General features: G+C 68.7%; 18 protein-coding genes and 1 pseudogene. 8 read left to right on the top strand and 11 right to left on the bottom strand.

Going from position 1 to position 20858, the window contains the following annotated elements; translation table 11 throughout:
- Nucleotide 1: 1 nt before the first annotated feature.
- From JWP83_RS04235 to tkt, 6 genes are all read right to left on the bottom strand, one after another.
- The gene (locus JWP83_RS04235; protein WP_297726233.1) at nucleotides 2-400 is read right to left on the bottom strand and encodes an ATPase; all 399 of its coding nucleotides are present in this window, start codon (nucleotides 398-400) and stop codon (nucleotides 2-4) included.
- A gap of 15 nt (nucleotides 401-415) precedes the next feature.
- The gene (pgl, locus tag JWP83_RS04230) at nucleotides 416-1159 is read right to left on the bottom strand and encodes a 6-phosphogluconolactonase (RefSeq protein ID WP_297726230.1); all 744 of its coding nucleotides are present in this window, start codon (nucleotides 1157-1159) and stop codon (nucleotides 416-418) included.
- Nucleotides 1156-2067 carry a glucose-6-phosphate dehydrogenase assembly protein OpcA gene (opcA, locus tag JWP83_RS04225; RefSeq protein ID WP_297726228.1) on the bottom strand — a complete coding sequence of 304 codons (912 nt, stop codon included), beginning with the start codon at nucleotides 2065-2067 and terminating at the stop codon, nucleotides 1156-1158. Before opcA ends, pgl begins: the two co-directional genes overlap by 4 nt.
- A gap of 118 nt (nucleotides 2068-2185) precedes the next feature.
- Nucleotides 2186-3751 carry a glucose-6-phosphate dehydrogenase gene (zwf, locus tag JWP83_RS04220; protein WP_297726225.1) on the bottom strand — a complete coding sequence of 522 codons (1566 nt, stop codon included), beginning with the start codon at nucleotides 3749-3751 and terminating at the stop codon, nucleotides 2186-2188.
- Complete coding sequence (gene tal / locus JWP83_RS04215) at nucleotides 3748-4869, bottom strand: transaldolase (RefSeq protein WP_297726222.1); 1122 nt, start codon at nucleotides 4867-4869, stop codon at nucleotides 3748-3750. Before tal ends, zwf begins: the two co-directional genes overlap by 4 nt.
- Nucleotides 4870-4884: 15 nt before the next feature.
- Complete coding sequence (tkt, locus tag JWP83_RS04210; protein ID WP_297726219.1) at nucleotides 4885-6975, bottom strand: transketolase; 2091 nt, start codon at nucleotides 6973-6975, stop codon at nucleotides 4885-4887.
- 256 nt (nucleotides 6976-7231) lie between these two features.
- Between tkt and JWP83_RS04205 the strand changes: the two genes are divergently transcribed.
- Entirely contained in the window at nucleotides 7232-8158 is a 927-nt protein-coding gene (locus tag JWP83_RS04205; protein ID WP_297726216.1) for a heme o synthase, read from the top strand.
- Between the two features lie 78 nt (nucleotides 8159-8236).
- Here JWP83_RS04205 and JWP83_RS04200 read toward each other — a convergent pair whose 3' ends face one another.
- The 5 genes from JWP83_RS04200 to mptB form a co-directional block, all read right to left on the bottom strand.
- Complete coding sequence (locus JWP83_RS04200) at nucleotides 8237-9211, bottom strand: quinone oxidoreductase (RefSeq protein ID WP_297726213.1); 975 nt, start codon at nucleotides 9209-9211, stop codon at nucleotides 8237-8239.
- Between the two features lie 562 nt (nucleotides 9212-9773).
- The gene (locus JWP83_RS04195; RefSeq protein WP_297726249.1) at nucleotides 9774-10775 is read right to left on the bottom strand and encodes a heme A synthase; all 1002 of its coding nucleotides are present in this window, start codon (nucleotides 10773-10775) and stop codon (nucleotides 9774-9776) included.
- A 161-nt stretch (nucleotides 10776-10936) separates the two neighbouring features.
- Nucleotides 10937-11716 carry an ABC transporter permease gene (locus JWP83_RS04190; RefSeq protein ID WP_297726211.1) on the bottom strand — a complete coding sequence of 260 codons (780 nt, stop codon included), beginning with the start codon at nucleotides 11714-11716 and terminating at the stop codon, nucleotides 10937-10939.
- The gene (locus JWP83_RS04185) at nucleotides 11713-12654 is read right to left on the bottom strand and encodes an ABC transporter ATP-binding protein (RefSeq protein WP_297726208.1); all 942 of its coding nucleotides are present in this window, start codon (nucleotides 12652-12654) and stop codon (nucleotides 11713-11715) included. Before JWP83_RS04185 ends, JWP83_RS04190 begins: the two co-directional genes overlap by 4 nt.
- On the bottom strand, nucleotides 12651-14351 hold the full coding sequence (mptB, locus tag JWP83_RS04180) for a polyprenol phosphomannose-dependent alpha 1,6 mannosyltransferase MptB (RefSeq protein ID WP_297726205.1): 1701 nt from the start codon (nucleotides 14349-14351) through the stop codon (nucleotides 12651-12653). Before mptB ends, JWP83_RS04185 begins: the two co-directional genes overlap by 4 nt.
- A 118-nt stretch (nucleotides 14352-14469) precedes the next feature.
- Here mptB and JWP83_RS04175 point away from each other — a divergent pair, with 118 nt between their 5' ends.
- The 7 genes and pseudogenes from JWP83_RS04175 to JWP83_RS04145 all read left to right on the top strand — a co-directional run bounded on the left by JWP83_RS04175 (nucleotide 14470) and on the right by JWP83_RS04145 (nucleotide 20729).
- Entirely contained in the window at nucleotides 14470-15264 is a 795-nt protein-coding gene (locus tag JWP83_RS04175) for a metalloregulator ArsR/SmtB family transcription factor (protein WP_297726202.1), read from the top strand.
- Nucleotides 15261-16718, top strand: coding sequence for a Fe-S cluster assembly protein SufB (gene sufB, locus JWP83_RS04170; protein ID WP_297726199.1), 1458 nt, complete (start codon nucleotides 15261-15263; stop codon nucleotides 16716-16718). The genes JWP83_RS04175 and sufB overlap by 4 nt, the downstream gene beginning before the upstream one ends.
- Entirely contained in the window at nucleotides 16715-17887 is a 1173-nt protein-coding gene (sufD, locus tag JWP83_RS04165; protein WP_297726196.1) for a Fe-S cluster assembly protein SufD, read from the top strand. Before sufB ends, sufD begins: the two co-directional genes overlap by 4 nt.
- Nucleotides 17884-18666, top strand: coding sequence for a Fe-S cluster assembly ATPase SufC (sufC, locus tag JWP83_RS04160; protein ID WP_297726193.1), 783 nt, complete (start codon nucleotides 17884-17886; stop codon nucleotides 18664-18666). The genes sufD and sufC overlap by 4 nt, the downstream gene beginning before the upstream one ends.
- A gap of 1 nt (nucleotide 18667) precedes the next feature.
- Nucleotides 18668-19912 (top strand): cysteine desulfurase, encoded by a 1245-nt coding sequence (locus JWP83_RS04155; protein WP_297726190.1) that lies wholly within the window; start codon nucleotides 18668-18670, stop codon nucleotides 19910-19912.
- Nucleotides 19909-20404: pseudogene (gene sufU, locus JWP83_RS04150) on the top strand (Fe-S cluster assembly sulfur transfer protein SufU); the annotation flags it as partial. The gene JWP83_RS04155 and the pseudogene sufU, both read left to right, overlap by 4 nt.
- A complete protein-coding gene (locus tag JWP83_RS04145; protein ID WP_297726186.1) occupies nucleotides 20382-20729 on the top strand; it encodes a metal-sulfur cluster assembly factor in 348 nt (115 codons plus the stop codon). The pseudogene sufU and the gene JWP83_RS04145, both read left to right, overlap by 23 nt.
- The last annotated feature ends 129 nt before the right edge of the window (nucleotides 20730-20858 follow it).

Below are 20858 nucleotides of genomic sequence, written 5' to 3'. Positions count from 1 at the left end.
CCTACTGCGCGGTCCGGTTGCGCAGCCGGTCCAGCACACCGCGGACGGCGTGCTCGGTGACCGACAGCGGGGACATCATCGTCTCACCCACCTTCACCATGTCGTCGATCCGCGCAACGATGGCCTCCACCGGCTCGACCAGCACGAGCAGCCGCTTGGCGAGATCGTCGAGGCTGCCGAGGGTGCCGTCGAGGTGATCCAGCCCGGTCTCCATGCGTTGGACCGTGGCGTTGAGGTTGGAGAGCGAGCTGTTCAGCTCCTTCATCGTCCTGCTCAGGCCGTCGAGGACGTCTTCGACCTGTTCGACGGTCTTGTCGGCGTTCAGGGCGGCCTGGGTGAGAGTCTTGATCCGGCTTCGCTCGGGCCCGCCGCGCACGGTTCTGTCTGCCATGACGGCCATTATTACTCGGACCGGTCAGCCGGGAAGCTTGGATGCGGCCCCTTGGTCGAGCAGCCAGAGCGTGGTCTCGAGCCCGACGGCCCCGGCGGCCGGCACCGACACCGGTGAGGCGCCACCGATGGCGGCGGCCGCCGCGTCGGCCTTGCCCGCCCCGGATACCATCAGCCACACCTCGCGGGAACGCTGGATTGCGGGCAGCGTCAACGTGATTCGTTGTGGCGGCGGTTTGGGGCAGTCTTCGACGCCGACCACCATGCGGCTGGTCTCGCGCACGGCGGGGGTGTCCGGGAAGAGGGAGTTGATGTGGCCCTCCGGCCCCATTCCCAGCAGGTGGACATCGAAATTGGGCGCCGGCTGGCCGGGTTCGGCGTTGGCCGCCAGCAGCTGCTCGTAGGCCAGCGCCGCGGCGGCGAGATCCGGGCCGAATTCGCCGTCGCTGGCCGGCATCGCGTGCACGTGGCTCGACGGGATGTCGATGTGGTCGAGCAGGGCCTCCCGCGCCTGCTTGTCGTTGCGCTCGTCGTCGTCCTCGGGCACGTAGCGTTCGTCGCCCCAGAACAGATGCACCTTGGACCAGTCGATCTGCTCACCCCGCGTGCCGAGATACCGAAGCAGCCCGATGCCGTTGCCGCCACCGGTCAGCACGATCAGTGCTCGGCCCCGGGCCGCCACGGCGGTCTGGATGGTCTCGACCAGGCGTCCGCCCGCCGCCTCGACGAGGGCGTCGCGGTCGGAGAAAACTTCGACGATGGGGCTCACGCGTACCGCACCTTCTTGATGCCCTCCAGCGCTGCTCGGTAGATCTCGTCGGCATCCAGCCGTCGCAGGTCCTCGGCCAGGCATTCGCCGGTTTCCCTGCGCGCCAACGGAACGAGGGCGTCCGGGCGCGCCGTCCGGGTCAGGGTGGCCGTCCTGCCTTCCTGGGGGCGGCTGAGCACGATGGTCTCGCTCTTGCGCGCCAGCTCGACCCTGAGGTCGCCGACGGCCCGGCGCACCGGGCCATCGATCCGGCTGGCCAGCCAGCCCGCCAGGATGTCGAGGGCGGGCTCGGTCTTGAGGCCGGAGACCAACGCCGACTCGATCGGTTCGTGCGGCGGCTGATCGACGGCGGAGGTCAGCAGTGCCCGCCAGTAGGTGATGCGCGCCCAGCACAGGTCGGTATCGCCGGCGGCGTACCCCGGCAGGCGGCTCTTGATCGCCGACAACGGATCGACGCCGTTGGTGGCATCGGTGATGCGCCGGATTGCCAACTTGCCCAACGGGTCTCGCGCCGGCTGTTCCGGGGCGATGTCGGGCCACCACGCCACGACGGGAATGTCGGGCAGCAGAAACGGGGTGACCACGCTGGCGGCGTGGCCGGCGAGGGGCCCGGACAGGTTCAGGATCACGACCTCGCTGGCGCCGGTGTCGCCGCCCGAGCGCAGTTGTGCGTCCAGGCGCGGTTCGTCGGCGTAGGGGTCGCCTCGCATCGTGACGATGATCCTGCTGGGGTGCTCATGGCTGGCGTCGTTGGCTGCCTTGACCGATTCCTCGAGCACTTCCTCGCTGTCGGGTGTGATGAGCAGCGTCAGCACCCGCGCCATCGTGACGGCGCCGGCCTTCTCGCGCAGCTCGCTGAGTTTCTTGTTGACCGCGGTGGTGCTGGTGCCGGGCAGGTCGACGATCATTTGCGCCGCTCTTCCCCGCAAGCGGGTGCGGGTACTCCCCTGCGGAGCGGGGAGCCCACCCAGTTGTGGGGGCGTGCTCCCACCGCATCACTGCGTGCTAGATGGTCGCCGGCGCGGATCACGGCCGCCGCCATTCGCGCCCGGTCCGGCGCAGCATTTCGAACGCCGATTCCGGACCCCAGGTGCCGGCCTCGTACGGGTCGGGCTTGCCGTGCGCCGCCCAGTTATCAAGGACGGGATCGAGGATCTCCCATTCCAATTCGACCTCCTCATTGACCGGAAACAGGGATGGCTCGCCGAGCAGCACGTCGAGGATGAGCTGTTCGTAGGCCTCCGGTGATTCTTCGGCGAACGCCGACCCGTAGGAGAAGTCCATGTTGACGTCGCGGACCTCCATGGCGGTGCCGGGCACCTTGGAGCCGAACCGCAGGGTGGTGCCCTCGTCGGGCTGTATCCGGATGACCATGGCGTTGGCGCCCAGCTCGTCGGTCATCGTGGCGTCGAACGGCAGATGCGGTGCGCGCTTGAAGATCAGGGCGATCTCGGTCACCCTGCGGCCCAGGCGTTTACCGGTCCGCAGATAGAACGGCACACCGGCCCAGCGGCGGGTGTCGACCTCGAGCGTGATGGCGGCGAACGTCTCGGTGGTGGAGTCCTTCGAAAACCCCTCTTCGTCGAGCAGCCCGACGACCTTCTCGCTGCCCTGCCAGCCGGCGGTGTACTGGCCCCGGCTGGTGGTCTCATCGAGCGGTTGGGCGAGCTGGGTCGCCGAGAGCACCTTGATCTTCTCGATCTGCAGCGCCGACGGATTGAAGCTGACCGGCTCCTCCATCGCGGTCAGCGCCAGCAGCTGCATGAGATGGTTCTGGATGACGTCGCGCGCGGCGCCGATGCCGTCGTAGTACCCGGCCCGTCCGCCCAGCCCGATGTCCTCGGCCATGGTGATCTGCACGTGGTCGACGTAGTGGGCGTTCCAGATCGGGTCGAACAACTGGTTGGCGAACCGCAGCGCCAGGATGTTGCGCACCGTCTCCTTGCCCAGGTAATGGTCGATCCGGAACACCGCCTCCTCCGGGAAGACGGCGTTGAGCGTCTTGTTCAGGGCCTGCGCGCTTTCCAGGTCGTGGCCGAAGGGTTTTTCGATGACCACCCGGCTCCACCGGTCGCCCTGCGGGCGGGCCAAGCCGGACTTGTGCAGCTGTTCGCACACCACCGGGAACGAGTTGGGCGGGATCGCCAGGTAGAAGGCGTGGTTGCCGCCGGTGCCGCGCTCGGCATCGAGCTTGTCCAGCGTCTCGGCGAGCCGCGCGAACGCCTCCTCGTCATCGAAAGCCCCTGGCACGAAACGGAATCCCTCGGCCAGCCGTTCCCAGTTCTCCTCCCGGAACGGAGTGCGGCAGTGCTCCTTGACGGCCTGGTAGACCACGTTGCGGAAATCCTGCGTCTGCCAGTCCCGGCGGGCGAAGCCCACCAGGCAGAAGCTGGGCGGCAGCAGCCCGCGATTGGCCAGGTCGTAGATGGCCGGCATCACCTTCTTGCGGGCCAGGTCGCCGGTGACGCCGAAGATCACCATGCCGCATGGCCCGGCGATCCGGGGCAGCCGCTTGTCTTGCTTGTCCCGCAACGGGTTTTGCCACTGCGCGGGGCCGCCGCGGGCGCCCACCTTCGAGCCCGCGGGGGTCATTTGCCGGCGGAATCGAGTTGCTTTTGCGTCTCCTCCAGCAGCTCGGTCCAGGACTCCACGAACTTGTCCACGCCTTCTTTCTCCAGCACGATGAAAACGTCGGTCAGGTCGACGCCGACCGCGGCCAGCTTGTCGAACACCTCCTGGGCGGCCGGTGCGGTGCCGCTGACCGTGTCGCCCCTGATGACCCCGTGATCGGCGACGGCGTCAAGCGTCTTCTCCGGCATGGTGTTTACCGTGTTCGGCGCCACCAGCTCGGTCACGTAGAGGGTGTCGGGGTAGTCGGGGTTCTTGACGCCGGTCGAAGCCCACAGCGGACGCTGCACCCGGGCCCCTTCGGACTTGAGCGCCCCGTAGCGGTCGCCGCCTTCGAAGACCTCTTGGTATGCGGCGTACGCCAGCCGGGCGTTGGCGACAGCGGCCTTGCCGCGCAGCGCGAGCGCGTCGGCGGAGCCGATCTTCTCCAGCCGCTTGTCGACCTCGGTGTCCACCCGGGAAACGAAGAACGATGCCACCGAATGGATCTTGGACAGGTCGTGTCCGGCCTCGCGGGCCTTCTCGAGCCCGGCCAGGTAGGCGTCCATCACCTGGCGGTGCCGCTCCACGGAGAAGATCAGCGTGACGTTGACCGAAATCCCTTCCGCCAGAACGGCGGTGATGGCCGGAAGCCCGGCCTTGGTCGCGGGGATCTTGATGAACAGGTTCGGGCGGTCGACGATCTTCCACAGCTCGACGGCCTGCGCGATGGTCTTGTCCGTGTCGTCGGCCAGCCGCGGGTCGACCTCGATCGACACCCGGCCGTCGACACCGTCGGAGCCCTCCCACTGGGGGGCCAGGACGTCGCACGCTCTGCGAACGTCGTCGGTGGTGACCGTGCGGACCGTGGCGTCGACGTCGGCGCCACGCTCGGCCAGTTCGGCGATCTGACGGTCGTAGGCGTGGCCCTCGGCGAACGCCTTCTGGAAGATCGACGGGTTGGTCGTCACGCCGACAACGCTTTTGGTGTCGATCAACTCCTGCAGGTTGCCCGACTCAAGCCGCTCCCGCGACAAGTCATCCAGCCAAACGGATACCCCGGCGGCGCTCAGCGCCGCGAGGTTGGGGTTCTGACTGGCCATGCGAATCACCCTTTCTCAGTTATCCACTACCTGTTCGGCGGCGGCGGCGACGGCTTCGGCGGTAAAGCCGAATTCGCGGAACAACGTCTTGTAGTCCGCGGATTCGCCGTAGTGCTCGATCGACACGATCCTGCCCGTGTCGCCGACCAGCTTGTGCCAGGACTGCGCGATCCCGGCCTCGACGGCGACCCGGGCCGACACCGACGGGGGCAGCACGCTGTCGCGGTACTCCTCGGGCTGCGACTCGAACCATTCCACGCACGGCATCGACACCACTCGCGCGACGATACCCCTGTCCGCCAGCAAGTTTCGCGCCTCGACCGCGAGCTGGACCTCGGAACCCGTGGCGATCAACACGACGTCGGGTTCGTCACCGCCTTCATCCCCGAGGACGTAGCCGCCGCGGCCGACACCCTCGTAGGTGGTGCCCTCCAGCACCGGCACGCCCTGGCGGGTCAGGATCAGGCCGACCGGGCCGCTGCCGTTGCCGCGGGCCAGGATCGTGCGCCAGGCGTAGGCCGTCTCGTTGGCGTCGGCCGGGCGCACCACCGACAGGTTCGGTATGGCGCGCAGCGCCGACAGGTGCTCGATCGGCTGATGTGTCGGGCCGTCCTCGCCCAGCCCGATCGAATCGTGGGTCCACACGTAGATGGTGTCGATGTCCATCAGCGACGCCAGGCGTACGGCCGGGCGCATGTAGTCGGAGAACTGCAGGAACGTGCCGCCGTAGGCCCGGGTCGGGCCGTGCAGCACGATGCCGGACAGGATGGCACCCATCGCGTGTTCGCGAACGCCGAAGTGCAGTGTGCGACCGTACCAGTGCGCGGTGTATTCCTTGGTCGAAATCGACGGCGGCCCAAAGGAGTCCACGCCCTTCATGGTGGTGTTATTGCTGCCCGCCAGGTCGGCCGAACCCCCCCACAGCTCGGGCAGTTTCGGTCCCACCGCCGACAGCACCTCGCCCGAGGCGGCGCGGGTGGCCAGCGCCTTGGACCCGGGCTCCCAGTGCGGGATGTCGGCGTCCCAGCCGTCGGGCAGCCGCTCGGCGGTCAACCGGTCCAGCAGCGCCTTGCGTTCGGGTTCGCGTTGCGCCCACGCGTCGAACTCCGCTTGCCACTTCTCGTGCGCTTCCTTGCCCCGGTCCACCAGCTTGCGGGTGTGGGCGAGGACCTCGTCGCGCACCTCGAACTTCTTGTCCGGATCGAATCCCAGGATCTTCTTGACCGCCGCGACCTCCTCATCACCCAGCGCCGAGCCGTGCGCCTTGCCGGTGTTCATCAGGTTGGGCGCCGGGTAGCCGATGATGGTGCGCAGCTCGACGAACGACGGCCGGTCGGTGACCGCCTTGGCGTTGGCGATGGCCTCCTCGATCCCGACGACGTTCTCGCCGCCTTCCACCCGCTGCACGTGCCACCCGTAGGCCTCGTAGCGCGCGGCGGTGTCCTCGCACAGCGCGATGTTGGTGTCGTCCTCGATCGAGATCTGGTTGTGGTCGTAGAACACGACGAGGTTGCCCAGCTGCTGCACGCCCGCCAGCGACGACGCCTCGGAGGTCACGCCCTCCTCGATGTCCCCGTCGGAGGCGATCACGAAGACGAAGTGGTCGAACGGGCTGGTTCCCGGTTCGGCGTCCGGATCGAACAGGCCCCGCTCGTAGCGCGACGCCATCGCCATCCCGACCGCCGATGCCAGGCCCTGGCCGAGCGGGCCGGTGGTCATCTCAACGCCCTTGGTGTGGCGGAACTCCGGGTGCCCGGGCGTCTTGGATCCCCACGTGCGCAACGATTCGATGTCCGACAGCTCCAGCCCGAACCCGCCGAGGTACAGCTGCAAGTACAGGGTCAGGCTGCTGTGCCCGGCCGACAGCACGAACCGGTCGCGACCCAGCCAGTGGGTGTCGCTGGGGTCGTGTCGCATCGTGCGCTGAAACAGGGTGTAGGCCAGCGGGGCCAGGCTCATCGCCGTTCCGGGATGACCGTTGCCGACTTTTTGGACGGCGTCGGCGGCTAGTACCCGGATCGTGTCGACCGCAGCCGAATCGATCTCGGTCCAGTCGTCGGGCAGGTGCGGTTGTGTCAGCGTGGAGATCTCTTCGAGTGTCGTCACAGCCTCAGTCCTTGGGTCATCAAGCTGATATTGCTTACCCTAATGCGGGAGCGCCGGCTCTTGCAGTGCGGTGTCTCGGGTACCCAGCGCCGGCCGCTGTGAAAATTACGCGCCGACCGGCCGGGCCCTGCGATCAGTCCGGCAATCCGGCGGAAAATCCGCCCGAATGGAACCCGAGGGCCGGCCACCGGCCCGGCGCGGTCTACCATCGTGCGTAGTAGATGCTGCGCGCTGCTGCGACCCGAGGAGTTATTGCGTGAGCGTTCGCGGGCGCGTCGCGCCGAGCCGAGTACCGACCCGAGTGCAGGGCACGGTGCTCGCTTACCTGGCGCTGACCAAGCCGCGGGTGATCGAACTGCTGCTCGTCACCGCGATACCGGCAATGCTGCTCGCGCACCGCGGCACCGTGAATCCGCTGCTGATCCTCAACACGCTGATCGGCGGGATGCTGGCCGCCGGTGGCGCCAACACGCTCAACTGCGTGGCGGACGCCGACATCGACAAGCTGATGAAGCGCACCGCGCGCAGGCCGCTGGCGCGCGCCGCGGTGCCGACCCGTAACGCCTTGGTCCTGGGTCTGGTGCTCAGCGTTGGCTCGTTCTTCTGGCTCTGGTGGACGACGAACCTGCTGTCGGGGGTGCTGGCCATCGCCACCATCGCCTTCTACGTGTTCGTCTACACCCTGTTGCTCAAGCGCCGCACGTCGCAGAACGTCGTGTGGGGCGGTGCGGCCGGCTGCATGCCGGTGATGATCGGCTGGTCGGCGGTCACCGGCACTATCGGCTGGCCGGCGCTGGTGATGTTCGCCATCATCTTCTTCTGGACGCCGCCACACACCTGGGCCCTGGCGATGCGTTACAAGGACGACTACAAAGCGGCCGGTGTCCCGATGCTGCCCGCCGTGGCCACCGAGCGTCAGGTCACCAAGCAGATCCTGATCTACACCTGGCTGACCGTGCTTGCGACGCTGGCGCTGGGGCTGGCCACCGGCTGGTTGTACGCGGCGGTCGCCTTGGTGGCCGGGGTGTGGTTCCTCTCGATGTCCCATCAGCTGTACGTCGGCGTGCGCGCCGGCGAGCCGGTGAAGCCGCTGCGCCTGTTCCTGCAGTCGAACAACTACCTGGCGGTGGTGTTCTGCGCGCTGGCGGTCGACTCGGTAATCGCGCTGCCGACGCTGCTCTGAGGCGAGTGCCGAGCAGACGCAAAAGCCCCTATTTCGAGCTGAATTTGGGGGCTTTTGCGTCTGCTCACGCTAGAGAATCTACGGCAGCAGCACAATCGAGCCCGTCGTTTTGCGGCCCTGCAGGTCCTCGTGCGCGCGCGCCGCTTCGGCGAGCGGATAGCGTCCGCCGATCTCGACGGTGATGGCGCCGCCGGCGATCGCATCGAACAGTTCGCCTGCGCGCCAATGAAACTCGTCGCCGGTGCGGATGAAGTGCGCCAGCGACGGCCGGGTCAAGAACACCGACCCGGCGGCGTTGAGGCGTTGCGGGTCGACCGGCGGGACGGGTCCGCTGGCGGCACCGAACAGCGCCAGGGTGCCGCGGACGGCCAGGCTGGCCAGGCTGGCGTCGAAGGTCGTCGCGCCCACGCCGTCGTACACCGCCGCCACCCCGGCGCCTCCCGTCAATTCGCGGATCTTCTGACTGAATTCGCCCGCGTCGTCGGGGTAGGAGAGCACCTCGGCGGCGCCGGCCTTCTTGGACTTCCGGGCCTTCTCCGGCGTGGAGACCGTAGTGATCACCCGGGCGCCGAGCAGCGTGGCCCACTGCGTCAGGATCAGCCCGACGCCGCCGGCGCCGGCATGCACCAGCACGGTGTCCCCGCTTTGCACCGGATACACCGACTTGAGCAGGTAGTGCGCGGTCTGGCCCTTCAACATCACCGAGGCCGCCACGTCGGACGGCACGCCGTCGGGCACCTTCGCGGTGAAAGCCGCTGGGGCAGTGGAGAATTCGGCGTAGGCGCCGGACGCCGCGGCGGTGGCCACCCGATCGCCCGCGCTGAACCCGTCGACCCCGTCGCCCGTGGCTACGACGGTGCCGGATGTCTCCTGGCCGAGGATGAACGGCAATTCTCGCGGATACTGCCCGGAGCGGAAATAGGTGTCGACGTAGTTGACGCCGATGGCCTCGGCCTTGATCAAAACCTCGCCGGGGCCGGGCGTGGGCTCTGGGACGTCGACGTAGCGCAGGACTTCGGGACCACCGGTTTGGCTGACTTCGATTGCGTGCATGTGGATATCATGCCGGGGCATGAAGCTGGCCCGGCCGGACGTCTTCCATCCGCGCATCGTGCTCGCGGGCGTTCCGCGGCACCCCGACGATGCCGGGCTGGTGCCCGCGCTACGAACTCGTGGGCTGCACGCTCGCTGGTTGTCCTGGGACGATCCGGAGACCGTCGGCGCTGACCTCGTCATTCTGCGCGCCACCGCGAGCGCCCCCGACCGGCGCGAGGAATTCCTCGCCTGGATCCGCCGCGTGCGCCACCTGCTCAACCCGCCCGACGCGGTCGCTTGGAACCTCGATGAGCGGTATTTGCGCGACCTCGAAAACGACGGCGTGCCGACGGTGCTTGACGGGCCGCCGGGCCGGCCCGCCGCGCAGGCGGCGCTGATCTTTCTGGGCGGGAAGCACTCGCACGCCTGGCCGGTCGAGCCGGAGTTCGAGTCATGGGACCTCGGCTACGCGGCGCTCGCGGCGGCCGCCGAACACGCGGGAATCGGCGCGGCGGAGCTGCTGTACGCGCGCGCCGACGTGACTGAGGGCCGGCTGGTGCGGCTCGACCTCGTCGCGCCGTCACTGGGCTGGCGGCTGCTGGACGCGGACACCCGCGACCTTGCCCAGCGCCGGTTCGGCCTCGCCGTGGAGTCCGCGTGCGAGCGGCTGGGGCTGGGCCCGTTCCCGCAGGGACGCCCATAGCGCCGCGGTGGCCGCCGTGCAGGCCGCCGCGCCGGCCACGTGCACCGCGACCAGGGCGGCGGGCACCCCGGTGAAGTACTGCGTAGTGCCGACGGCGGCCTGCGCGCACACCAGGGCGACCAGCACGCCCAGCCGCAGCCGGATCGCCCGGGTGGCGCCCACCGCCAGCAGCCCGAAGCCCAGCCCGACCAGCAGCGCCAGGTAGGAGATCAGCAGCGACGAATGCGCGTGCACCAGCGTGGTGATCTCGACTTTCAGCCGGGGCACCGTCCGGCTGGGGCTGCGGTCACCGGCGTGCGGGCCGGCGGCGGTCACCAGCGTGCCGGTGACCAGCACCGCCGCCAGGTTCACCGCGCTGAGCGCGGTCAGCGCGCGCAGCGGGCGCGCCACCCGGTCGTGGACCACCCCATCGTCGGGCTCACCGACCTTGACGTAGAGCAGCACCGACAGCCACACCATCGTCATCGACGTCAGCAGGTGGACCGCGACCGTCCACCACAGCAGCCCGGTGCGCACGGTGATGCCGCCGATCACCGCCTGCACCACCGTCGACACCGGCAGCAGCCACGCGTAGACGAGGACATCGGTGCGCCGACGCGCGCGGGTCACGGCCAATACGGCGAGCGCCGCGGTGATCACGACGGCGAAGGTGATCATCCGGTTGCCGAACTCGACGGCCTGGTGGATCCGCGGCACCTCGGCCACGGCGACCGGGGTGAAGCTGCCCGGGAAGCACTGCGGCCAGGTGGGGCAGCCCAGCCCTGAGGCGGTGACGCGCACGATCGCGCCGGTGACCGCGATGCCGCCCTGGGTGAGGATGACGAGCGCGGCGACGACCCGTTGGGCATGCAGACTGGGGTCGGGGAGCAGGTCCACCAACCGCAGCAGCGTTCGTTTTGGCACCGCCCGATGGTAAGCCAACGAAAACTACGGCCTGTAGTACGGGCCTAGCGTCGCCGAGAGTTACACCAGGTACACCCGCGGCGGCGTGTCGTGTACGAGGTTTCAGTGTCGCGAGCCGGCGCGGTCAGGTGAAGGCGTCAGGTGAAGCGGAACCAGCGCAGCGCGGCCAGCGCGGCCAGCGCCCCCCATGCCGCCAGGACGACGACCCCGAACCCGTCCACCGAGAGCGTCATCGCCTGCGAGAGCGCCTCGGTGAGCGCGCCCGACGGGGTGAGCCGGGCCGCCCACTTGGCCGCCGTCGGGATCATCTTGGTTTCCAGGGTCAGAGCGCCGAGGCCCGCGAAGACGAACCACATCAGGTTGGCGACCGCGAGCACGATCTCGGCCCGCAGCGTTCCGCCGAGCAACAGCCCGAGGGCCGCGAAGCCCGCGGTACCCAGCGCGATGACCGCCGCGCCCAAAGCCAACGCGGTCGGCTCGGGTCGCCAGCCAAGCGCAAAGCCGATGGCGCCCAACAGGATTGCCTGCAGAAACACCACCGTGACCACCGCCAGCGACTTTCCGGCGATGACGCCCCAGACCGGCAGCGGGGTGGCCCCGAGCCGTTTCAGCGCGCCGTAGCGGCGATCGAACGCGACGGCGATCGCCTGACCGGTGAACGCGGTCGAGATGACCGCGAGGGCCATGATGACCGGGACGAACGTGGCGGCGCGGTTGTGGCCGAAATCGCCGAAGGGCAGCAGGGTCAGCCCGACCAGCAGCGTGATCGGGATGAACATGGTCAGCAGCAATTGTTCGCCGTTGCGCAGCAGCAGCTTGAGCTCCAGGTCGAACTGCGCCGCGAGCATCCGGGGCACGGTGCTGGGGCGTGGGTCGGGTCTGAAGGTTCCCGCGGGGAAGACGCTTGATTGGGTCAAGGCCGTAGCTTCCTCCCGGTGAGGTCGAGGAAGACATCCTCGAGGCTGCGTTGCTCGACGCGCATGTCGGTGGCCAGCACGTCGATCTGCGCGCACCACGCCGTGACGGTCGCCAGCACCTGGGGGTCGACCGGGCCCTCGACCAGGTACTCGCCAGGCGTCACCTCGGTGGCCTTGTAGTCCTCCGGCAGGGCGGAGGCCAACAGGGACAGGTCGAGCCGCGGCGGCGCGGTGAACCGCAACTGGTCTTTAGCGCCCGCGCGCATCAGTTCCGTCGGGGTGCCCGAGGCCACCGTCACCCCGTGGTCGATGATTACCAGCCGATCGGCGAGTTCCTCGGCCTCCTTGAGTTGGTGGGTGGTCAGCACCACCGTCACGCCGTCGCGGCGCAGCGCGTCGATCAGCTCCCAGACCAGGAGCCGGGCGTGGGCGTCCATGCCCGCGGTGGGTTCGTCGAGGAAGACCAGTTCGGGCCGGCCGACCAGCGCACAGGCCAGCGCCAGCCGTTGCTGCTGCCCGCCGGAGAGCCGCCGGTAGGTGGTGCGGGCGGCGTCGGTGAGGCCGAGGGTGTCCAGCAGCCACGCCGGGTCCAACGGGTCGGCGGCGTAGGCGGCCACCAGGTTGAGCATTTCCCCCGCGCGCGCCGCGGGATAGCCGCCGCCGCCCTGCAGCATCACCCCGATGCGCGCGCGCAGGCGCGCGTTGTCGGCGATCGGGTCGAGACCGAGCACCTGGATCGTGCCGGCGTCCGGGCGCACGAAGCCCTCGCACATCTCAACCGTCGTGGTCTTGCCGGCGCCGTTGGGGCCGAGCAGGGCCAGCACCTCGGCGGCGTGCACCTCCAGATCGAGGTTGGAGACCGCGGTATTCGACCCGTATTGCTTGGTGACCCCGCGCAGCCGCACCACCGTGTCGGGCGTTTCGGGGACCGGGCTCACGTGGAATCAGCGTAGGCGTCGGGTGCCGCGGTCGGCCTCGGGGCCTCGGGAGCGACGGGGGTGGGCAGCCTGATGGCCGTCTCGCCGTTGGTTTCCGGGCCCTTGGGCTGGATTTGGCGCCACGGCAGGCGGGTGTACGTCAACGCGATCAGTGCCGCCACGATGATGGTGCTGGCCAGCGTGGCGTCCACGATCTGAAACAGCGCGAAGCGGTCGCCGTTGGCCGTCGGGCCGAAGATGCCGACGACGAGCGTGATGACGATCACCGCCACCCGGAAGCCCGGGCGCGTCGCCCAGGCGGCCAGCGGGATGATGGCCCACAGCAGATACCAGGGCTGCACCACCGGGAACAGCAACACGCAGATGCCCAGCGCGACGCCCAGACCGCCGATCGGGTGCAGCCGGCCGCGGAAGACGGCAACCAGCAACCAGGCCACCAACACGGTGATGATCAGCACGCCGATGCCACGGGTCAGCCCCAGCACGGCGGTGGTGTGATCGCCCAGACCCAGCAGGATGCCCACCTGCCCGGTGCCCAGGGCCAGCAGCGTCGGCGGCGACAACCAGCTGCGCACCACGTTGGCGGTGCCCAGCGTGTAGATCCAGCCGAACCCGAGCCCGCTGGCCCAGCCGACGAGGGCCATCACCGCCAGCGACAGCGCCACCATCCCGCCGCTCGCCAGCAGCAGCGCGCGCAGGTTGCCGCCGCAGCGGTAAGCCAGCGCCATCGTGACGAATCCCAGGGCCAGCAGCGAGGGCAGCTTCACCTGCGACGACAGCGTGATGAGAATGGAACCGGCGATCAGCATGCCCAACGGTGCCCAGTCCGGGCCGGGCCGCCACGACGTCGGCAGCAGCCGCTGCGCGTTGACACCGCGCAGGGCGAACTCGGCGCCGGCCAGCATCAGCCCGAGCATCAGCGCCTCGTTGTGGACCCCGGCGACCAGGTGCATGATCAGCAGCGGATTGGCGGCCCCCAGCCACAGCGCGCTCACCTCGGCGACGCCGCAGCGCCGGGCCAGCCGCGGCGTGGCCCAGACGATCAGGCCCACGCCGACCAGCACCACGACCCGGTGGCAGAGCACCGCGGCGACGATGTTCTCCCCGGTCAGGGCGGAGATGCCGCGCCCGATCCATAGGAACAACGGTCCGTAGGGCGCCGGCGTCTCGCGCCACAGGGTGGGGACGGACAGCGTGAACACGTGGCCGAGACCCAGACCGGACGCCGGGCCCACTTTGTAGGGGTCGAGCCCCTCCAGCGAGATCTGGCTCTGGGCCAGGTAGGAGTAGACGTCCTTGCTGTACATGGGCGGCGCGATCAACAGCGGCAGCGTCCACAGCAGCAGGGTGCGGTCCAGATCGCCGCGCGACATCCGGCGATTGCCCAGCGCAAACCGCCCCAGCATCAGCCAGGCCAGCGCCATCATGACCGCCCCGGTCGTCGTCATCGTCAGCGACACGGTCTGGATGCGCGACGGCAGGTTGAGCAGCCGGACCCCGAAGGTGGGGTCCTGCACGACGGGCCGCGCCCCGGCGCCCAGGGCGCCGATCGCCATCAGGACGGTGCCGGCGGCACCGAACAGGCGGGTGCGCTGCAGCGTGGCGAGCTCGGTATCGTTCAGCGGCGAACCCACCGCTTGCTCGTCGCCGTGCAGGCTGGCGATTGACGAGCTCAGCGTGTGGTGGCGGGCTGCCATCAGAGCAGCCTAGCCCGGTCGACGATGCGGGCCGCACGAAGCGGCCCGCTGAGGAGCCGGGCAATCGGGCGTAGCCGTCCGACGGTGTGACCAGCGCAACGAGCGGGACAGGTGACCCTTGCTGGACCGATGCCCGGAATTGCGTCACACTGGTGTTGTGAAAATCCGAACCAGCCTCGATGAGGCCGCTGTGGGCGCCGACGCCCCGGCGGTCCCAGCGCCGGATGGTCACACCCGCCGCGCCATCGTGCGCCTGCTGCTGGAATCCGGATCGATCACCGCCGTCGAGATCAGTGACCGGCTGGGCCTGACGCCCGCCGGCGTGCGGCGCCATCTCGACGCTCTGATCGAGGCGGGTGACGCCGAATCGGTGGCCGCCGAGGCGTGGCAGCAGGTGGGCCGCGGGCGCCCGGCCAAGCGCTTCCGGCTGACCGCGGCCGGCCGCGCCAAGCTCGACCACGCCTACGACGACCTGGCGGCCGCGGCTATGCGACAACTGCGGGAACTCGGTGGTGAGGACGCGGTGCAGACGTTCGCCCGCCGGCGCATCGACTCGATCCTGGCCGATGTGCAGGCGGCCGACAGCACCGAGGACGCCGAGGTCGAGGCGGCCGCCGAGCGGGTCGCCGGTGCGCTGACCAAGGCCGGCTACGTCGCCACCACAACGCGGGTCGGCGGACCGATTCACGGCGTGCAGATCTGCCAGCATCATTGCCCGGTGTCCCACGTCGCCGAGGAATTCCCCGAGTTGTGTGAAGCCGAGCAGCAGGCCATGGCCGAGGTGCTCGGAACCCACGTGCAGCGGTTGGCGACCATCGTCAACGGAAACTGCGCCTGCACCACCCACGTGCCTCTTACGCCGGCGCCCAGCCCGCGCCGCGACACCACGAGCATCAAAGGAGCGTCCATATGACACTCGCACCGGAAGTCAATAAGGCCGTCGGGACTCCGGCCGCGCCGTTGACCCAGGAGCAGGCGATCGATTCCCTCGGCAGGTACGGCTACGGCTGGGCGGACTCCGACGTCGCGGGCGCCAGCGCGCAGCGCGGCCTCTCCGAGGCGGTCGTGCGCGACATCTCGGCGAAGAAAAACGAGCCCGAGTGGATGCTGCAAATCCGACTCAAGGCGCTGCGCATCTTCGACCGCAAGCCCATGCCGCGCTGGGGCGCCAGCCTCGAGGGCATCGACTTCGAAAACATCAAGTACTTCGTGCGGTCCACCGAGAAGCAGGCCGCGACTTGGGATGATCTGCCAGAAGACATCCGCAATACCTATGACCGGCTGGGCATCCCGGAGGCGGAGAAGCAGCGGCTGGTGTCGGGCGTCGCCGCGCAGTACGAGTCGGAGGTGGTCTACCACCAGATCCGAGAAGACCTGGAAGCTCAGGGCGTCATCTTCATGGACACCGACACGGCGCTGCGGGAACACCCCGAGGTATTCAAGCAGTACTTCGGCACGGTGATCCCGGCCGGGGACAACAAGTTCTCGGCGCTGAACACCGCGGTGTGGAGCGGCGGATCGTTCATCTACGTGCCGCCGGGTGTGCGCGTCGACATTCCGCTGCAGGCCTACTTCCGGATCAACACCGAGAACATGGGCCAGTTCGAGCGCACGCTGATCATCGTCGACGAGAACGCTTACGTTCACTACATCGAGGGCTGCACCGCTCCGATTTACAAGTCGGATTCGCTGCACTCCGCCGTCGTCGAGATCATCGTCAAGCCCGGTGGCCGTTGCCGTTACACCACCATTCAGAACTGGTCGAACAACGTCTACAACCTGGTCACCAAGCGCGCCCGCGCCGAGGCCGGCGCCACCATGGAGTGGGTGGACGGCAACATCGGTTCGAAGGTGACAATGAAGTACCCGGCGGTCTGGATGACCGGTGAGCACGCCAAGGGCGAGGTGCTGTCGATCGCGTTCGCCGGCGAGGACCAGCACCAGGACACCGGCGCCAAGATGCTGCACCTGGCGCCCAACACGTCGAGCAACATCGGGTCCAAGTCGGTGGCCCGCGGCGGCGGCCGCACCTCCTACCGCGGCCTCGTGCAGGTGAACAAGGGCGCGCACGGGTCGCGTTCGAGCGTGAAATGCGATGCGCTGCTGGTCGATACGATCAGCCGCAGCGACACCTACCCGTACGTCGACATCCGCGAGGACGACGTCACGATGGGCCACGAGGCCACCGTGTCGAAGGTCAGCGAAAGCCAGCTGTTCTACCTGATGAGCCGCGGGCTGACCGAGGACGAGGCGATGGCGATGGTGGTGCGGGGCTTCATCGAGCCGATCGCCAAAGAGCTGCCGATGGAGTACGCGCTGGAGCTCAACCGGCTGATCGAGCTGCAGATGGAGGGCGCGGTCGGATGACTCCGGCCCCTTCCAATGCCGCATTGAACAAGGGCGAGATCTTCGCGTCCTTTGACGTCGACGCGTTCGAGGTGCCGCGCGGGCGCGACGAGATCTGGCGGTTCACGCCGCTGCGGCGGCTGCGCGGGCTGCACGACGGTTCCGCCGCGGCCACCGGACGGGCCGAGGTGAGCGTCGGCGAGCACGCCCACGTAAGGGTCGAGGCCGTCCGCCGCGGCGACGAACGGCTCGGCCAGGGCGGCGTTCCCGCCGATCGGGTTGCGGCCCAGGCATTTTCGTCGTTCAACTCGGCGACGCTGGTCACCGTCGGCCGGGACACCCGGATCGCCGAGCCGATCAACATCACCGTCACCGGGCCCGGCGAAGGCGCCGTGGCCTACGGACATCTGCAGATCCACGTCGAGGAGCTCGGCGAGGCGGTGGTGGTCATCGACCAGCGGGGCAGCGGAACCTACGCCGACAACATCGAATTCATCGCCGACGACGCCGCCCGGCTGACGGTCGTGTGGATCGCCGACTGGGCCGACGACGTGGTGCACGTCAGCGCGCACCACGCCAAGCTGGGCAAGGACGCGGTGCTGCGGCATGTCACCGTCACGCTGGGCGGTGAGGTCGTGCGATTGTCGGCCAACGTCCGGTTTTCCGGCCCCGGTGGGGACGCCGAGCTGCTGGGCCTGTACTTCGCCGACGACGGCCAGCACCTCGAGTCGCGGCTGCTGGTGGACCACGCACAGCCCCACTGCAAGTCGAGCGTGCTGTACAAGGGTGCGCTGCAAGGGGATCCGAACTCCGCGCTGCCCGACGCACACACCGTCTGGGTGGGCGACGTGCTGATCCGGGCCGAAGCCACCGGCACCGACACTTTCGAGGTGAACCGCAACCTGGTCCTCACCGACGGGGCGCGCGCCGACTCGGTGCCCAACCTCGAGATCGAGACCGGGGAGATCGCCCGTGCCGGGCACGCCAGCGCCACCGGGCGTTTCGACGACGAGCAACTGTTTTACCTGCGTTCGCGCGGCATCCCGGAAGAGCAGGCCCGCCGCCTGGTGATCCGCGGGTTCTTCGGGGAGATCATCTCGAGGATCGCGGTGCCCGAAGTGCGGGAACGCCTGACCGCGGCCGTCGAACACGAACTGGCCATCACGGAATCGAGAGCAACAGCTTCATGACGACCCTTGAAATCAAAGACCTGCACGTCAGCGTCGACAACCCCAACGCCCCCGAGGGGGAGCGCGAAATCCCCATCCTCAAGGGCGTGGACCTGACGGTGAAATCCGGTGAGACGCATGCCCTGATGGGCCCCAACGGGTCCGGTAAGTCGACGCTGTCGTACGCGATCGCCGGTCACCCCAAGTATCGGGTCACGTCCGGTTCGATCACGCTGGACGGCGAGGACGTGCTGGCGATGAGCGTCGACGAGCGCGCGCGGGCCGGGATATTCCTGGCCATGCAGTATCCCGTCGAGGTGCCCGGGGTCTCGGTGTCGAACTTCTTGCGCTCGGCGGCGACCTCCGTGCGCGGCGAGGCCCCGAAGCTGCGCCACTGGGTCAAAGAGGTCAAGTCGGCGATGACGTCGCTCGAGATCGACCCGGCCTTCGCCGAGCGCAGCGTCAACGAGGGCTTCTCCGGCGGGGAGAAGAAGCGCCACGAGATCCTCCAGCTGGAACTGCTCAAGCCCAAGATCGCGATCCTCGACGAGACCGACTCCGGGCTGGACGTCGACGCGTTGCGGGTGGTCAGTGACGGGGTGAACCGCTACGCCGAATCCGAGCACGGGGGTGTCCTGCTGATCACGCACTACACCCGCGTCCTGCGCTACATCCATCCGGAGTATGTGCACGTGTTCGTGGGCGGCCGCATCGCCGAGTCCGGCGGTTCGGAGCTGGCCGACGAACTCGAGCAGAACGGCTACGTCCGCTTCTCTCAAGCGGCGGCGACCGGGGCCTGACATGACCGCTCCGCTGGACATCGACGCGATCCGCGCCGACTTTCCGATCCTCAAGCGCGTGATGCGGGGTGGAAACCAGTTGGCGTACCTGGATTCCGGGGCCACGTCGCAGCGGCCGTTGCAGGTGCTCGACGCCGAGCGGGAATTCGTGCTGACCTCCAACGGCGGGGTGCACCGCGGTGCGCACCAGCTGATGGAGGAGGCAACCGACGCCTACGAGCAGGGCCGGTCCGACGTCGCGGCCTTCGTCGGTGCCGATGCGGACGAATTGGTGTTCACCAAGAACGCCACCGAGGCGCTCAACCTGGTGTCATACGTGCTGGGGGACAACCGCTTCGAGCGGGCCGTGGGGCCCGGCGACGTTATCGTTACCACCGAGCTCGAGCACCACGCCAACCTGGTCCCGTGGCAAGAGCTGGCCCGGCGCACCGGAGCGACGTTGCGCTGGTACGGCGTCACGGATGACGGGCGCATCGACCTCGACTCACTGCAACTTGATGAACGGGTCAAAGTCGTTGCCTTCAGCCACCATTCCAACGTCACCGGCGCGCACGCGCCGGTCGGCGAACTGGTCAGCCGCGCCAAGGCCGTGGGCGCGCTGACCGTGCTGGACGCGTGCCAGTCGGTGCCGCACCGGTCGGTCGATTTCCACGCGCTCGACGTCGACTTCGCCGCGTTCTCCGGGCATAAGATGTTGGGCCCCAACGGGGTCGGCGTGCTGTACGGGCGTGGCGAGCTGTTGTCGGCCGCGCCCCCGTTCCTCACCGGCGGGTCGATGATCGAGACGGTGACCATGGAAGCCACCACCTACGCGGCGCCGCCGCAGCGTTTCGAGGCCGGCACCCCGATGACGTCCCAAGTGGTCGGGCTGGCTTCCGCCGCACGCTATCTCGGCGCCATCGGCATGGACGCCGTGGAAGCCCACGAACGCGAGCTGGTCGCCGCGGCCATCGATGGCCTGTCCGGCATCGACGGCCTGCGCATCGTCGGCTCGACGTCGACGGAAAACCGTGGCTCGCCGGTGTCTTTCGTCGTCGACGGCGTGCACGCGCACGACGTCGGCCAGGTGCTCGACGACGAGGGCGTCGCGGTGCGGGTCGGGCACCACTGCGCGTTGCCGCTGCACCGCAGGTTTCACCTGGCGGCCACCGCGCGGGCGTCGTTCGCCCTGTACAACACCCCCGACGAGGTCGAGCGACTGGTGGCCGGCGTGCGACGCGCGCTGGATTTCTTTGGGAGAGACTGACGTTGCGTCTCGAGCAGATCTATCAGGACGTGATCCTCGATCACTACAAGCATCCGCAGCACCGGGGGCTGCGGGAGCCGTTCGGCGCGCAGGTGTACCACGTCAACCCGGTCTGCGGTGACGAGATCACCCTGCGGGTCGCGCTGTCCGACGACGGCGAAACCGTCGCCGACGTCTCGTATGACGGGCAGGGCTGTTCGATCAGCCAGGCGGCGACGTCGGTGCTGACCCAGCAGGTGATCGGCCGCACGATCGGCGAGGCGCTCAAGACCATCACCGCGTTCAGCGAGATGGTGTCCTCACGCGGCACCATCGAGGGCGACGAGGACGTGCTGGGCGACGGGGTCGCGTTCGCAGGAGTCGCCAAATACCCGGCGCGGGTGAAATGCGCGCTGCTCGGGTGGTTGGCTTTCAAGGATGCTTTGGCGCGAGCCAGCTCGAAAGACAAGGCCTTCGAGGAGGACCAAAAATGAGCGAAACCACCGCACCGGACGAGGCATTTCTCGCCGACGTCGAGGAGGCGATGCGCGACGTCGTCGACCCCGAACTGGGTATCAACGTCGTCGATCTCGGGCTGGTCTACGGCCTCAACGTCGAAGAGGGCGACGAGGGAACCGTCGCCCTGATCGACATGACGTTGACGTCGGCGGCCTGCCCGCTGACCGACGTCATCGAAGATCAGTCGCGCAGCGCGCTGGTCGGCAGCGGTCTGGTCGACGACCTGCGGATCAACTGGGTGTGGAACCCGCCATGGGGCCCGGACAAGATCACCGAGGACGGGCGCGAGCAGCTGCGCGCCCTCGGCTTCACCGTCTGAATCCGGCCCGGCCCCTTTAGTCCGATGGTGGCGACCCGCCGCGCCCGGCTACGCCGCGCTTGCGATCGCCACTAGAGGCGGATGGTGGCGACCCGCCGCGCCCGGCTACGCCGCGCTTGCGATCGCCAC

This window comes from Mycobacterium sp. (genome assembly GCF_025965855.1).
In the GTDB taxonomy this organism is placed as follows: Bacteria; Actinomycetota; Actinomycetes; order Mycobacteriales; family Mycobacteriaceae; genus Mycobacterium.
Note: the sequence above shows the minus strand (reverse complement) of the source record. Positions and strands in the feature narration are given on the sequence as shown.

Excerpts from the sequence above, each read along its gene's own strand:
- opcA (WP_297726228.1), bottom strand. The coding sequence starts at position 2,067 with ATGATCGTCGACCTGCCCGGCACCAGCACCACCGCGGTCAACAAGAAA.
- sufB (WP_297726199.1), top strand. The coding sequence starts at position 15,261 with ATGACACTCGCACCGGAAGTCAATAAGGCCGTCGGGACTCCGGCCGCG.
- JWP83_RS04155 (WP_297726190.1), top strand. The coding sequence starts at position 18,668 with ATGACCGCTCCGCTGGACATCGACGCGATCCGCGCCGACTTTCCGATC.
- tal (WP_297726222.1), bottom strand. The coding sequence starts at position 4,869 with ATGGCCAGTCAGAACCCCAACCTCGCGGCGCTGAGCGCCGCCGGGGTA.
- JWP83_RS04235 (WP_297726233.1), bottom strand. The coding sequence starts at position 400 with ATGGCCGTCATGGCAGACAGAACCGTGCGCGGCGGGCCCGAGCGAAGC.
- JWP83_RS04200 (WP_297726213.1), bottom strand. The coding sequence starts at position 9,211 with ATGCACGCAATCGAAGTCAGCCAAACCGGTGGTCCCGAAGTCCTGCGC.
- sufD (WP_297726196.1), top strand. The coding sequence starts at position 16,715 with ATGACTCCGGCCCCTTCCAATGCCGCATTGAACAAGGGCGAGATCTTC.
- mptB (WP_297726205.1), bottom strand. The coding sequence starts at position 14,351 with ATGGCAGCCCGCCACCACACGCTGAGCTCGTCAATCGCCAGCCTGCAC.
- sufC (WP_297726193.1), top strand. The coding sequence starts at position 17,884 with ATGACGACCCTTGAAATCAAAGACCTGCACGTCAGCGTCGACAACCCC.
- JWP83_RS04145 (WP_297726186.1), top strand. The coding sequence starts at position 20,382 with ATGAGCGAAACCACCGCACCGGACGAGGCATTTCTCGCCGACGTCGAG.
- zwf (WP_297726225.1), bottom strand. The coding sequence starts at position 3,751 with ATGACCCCCGCGGGCTCGAAGGTGGGCGCCCGCGGCGGCCCCGCGCAG.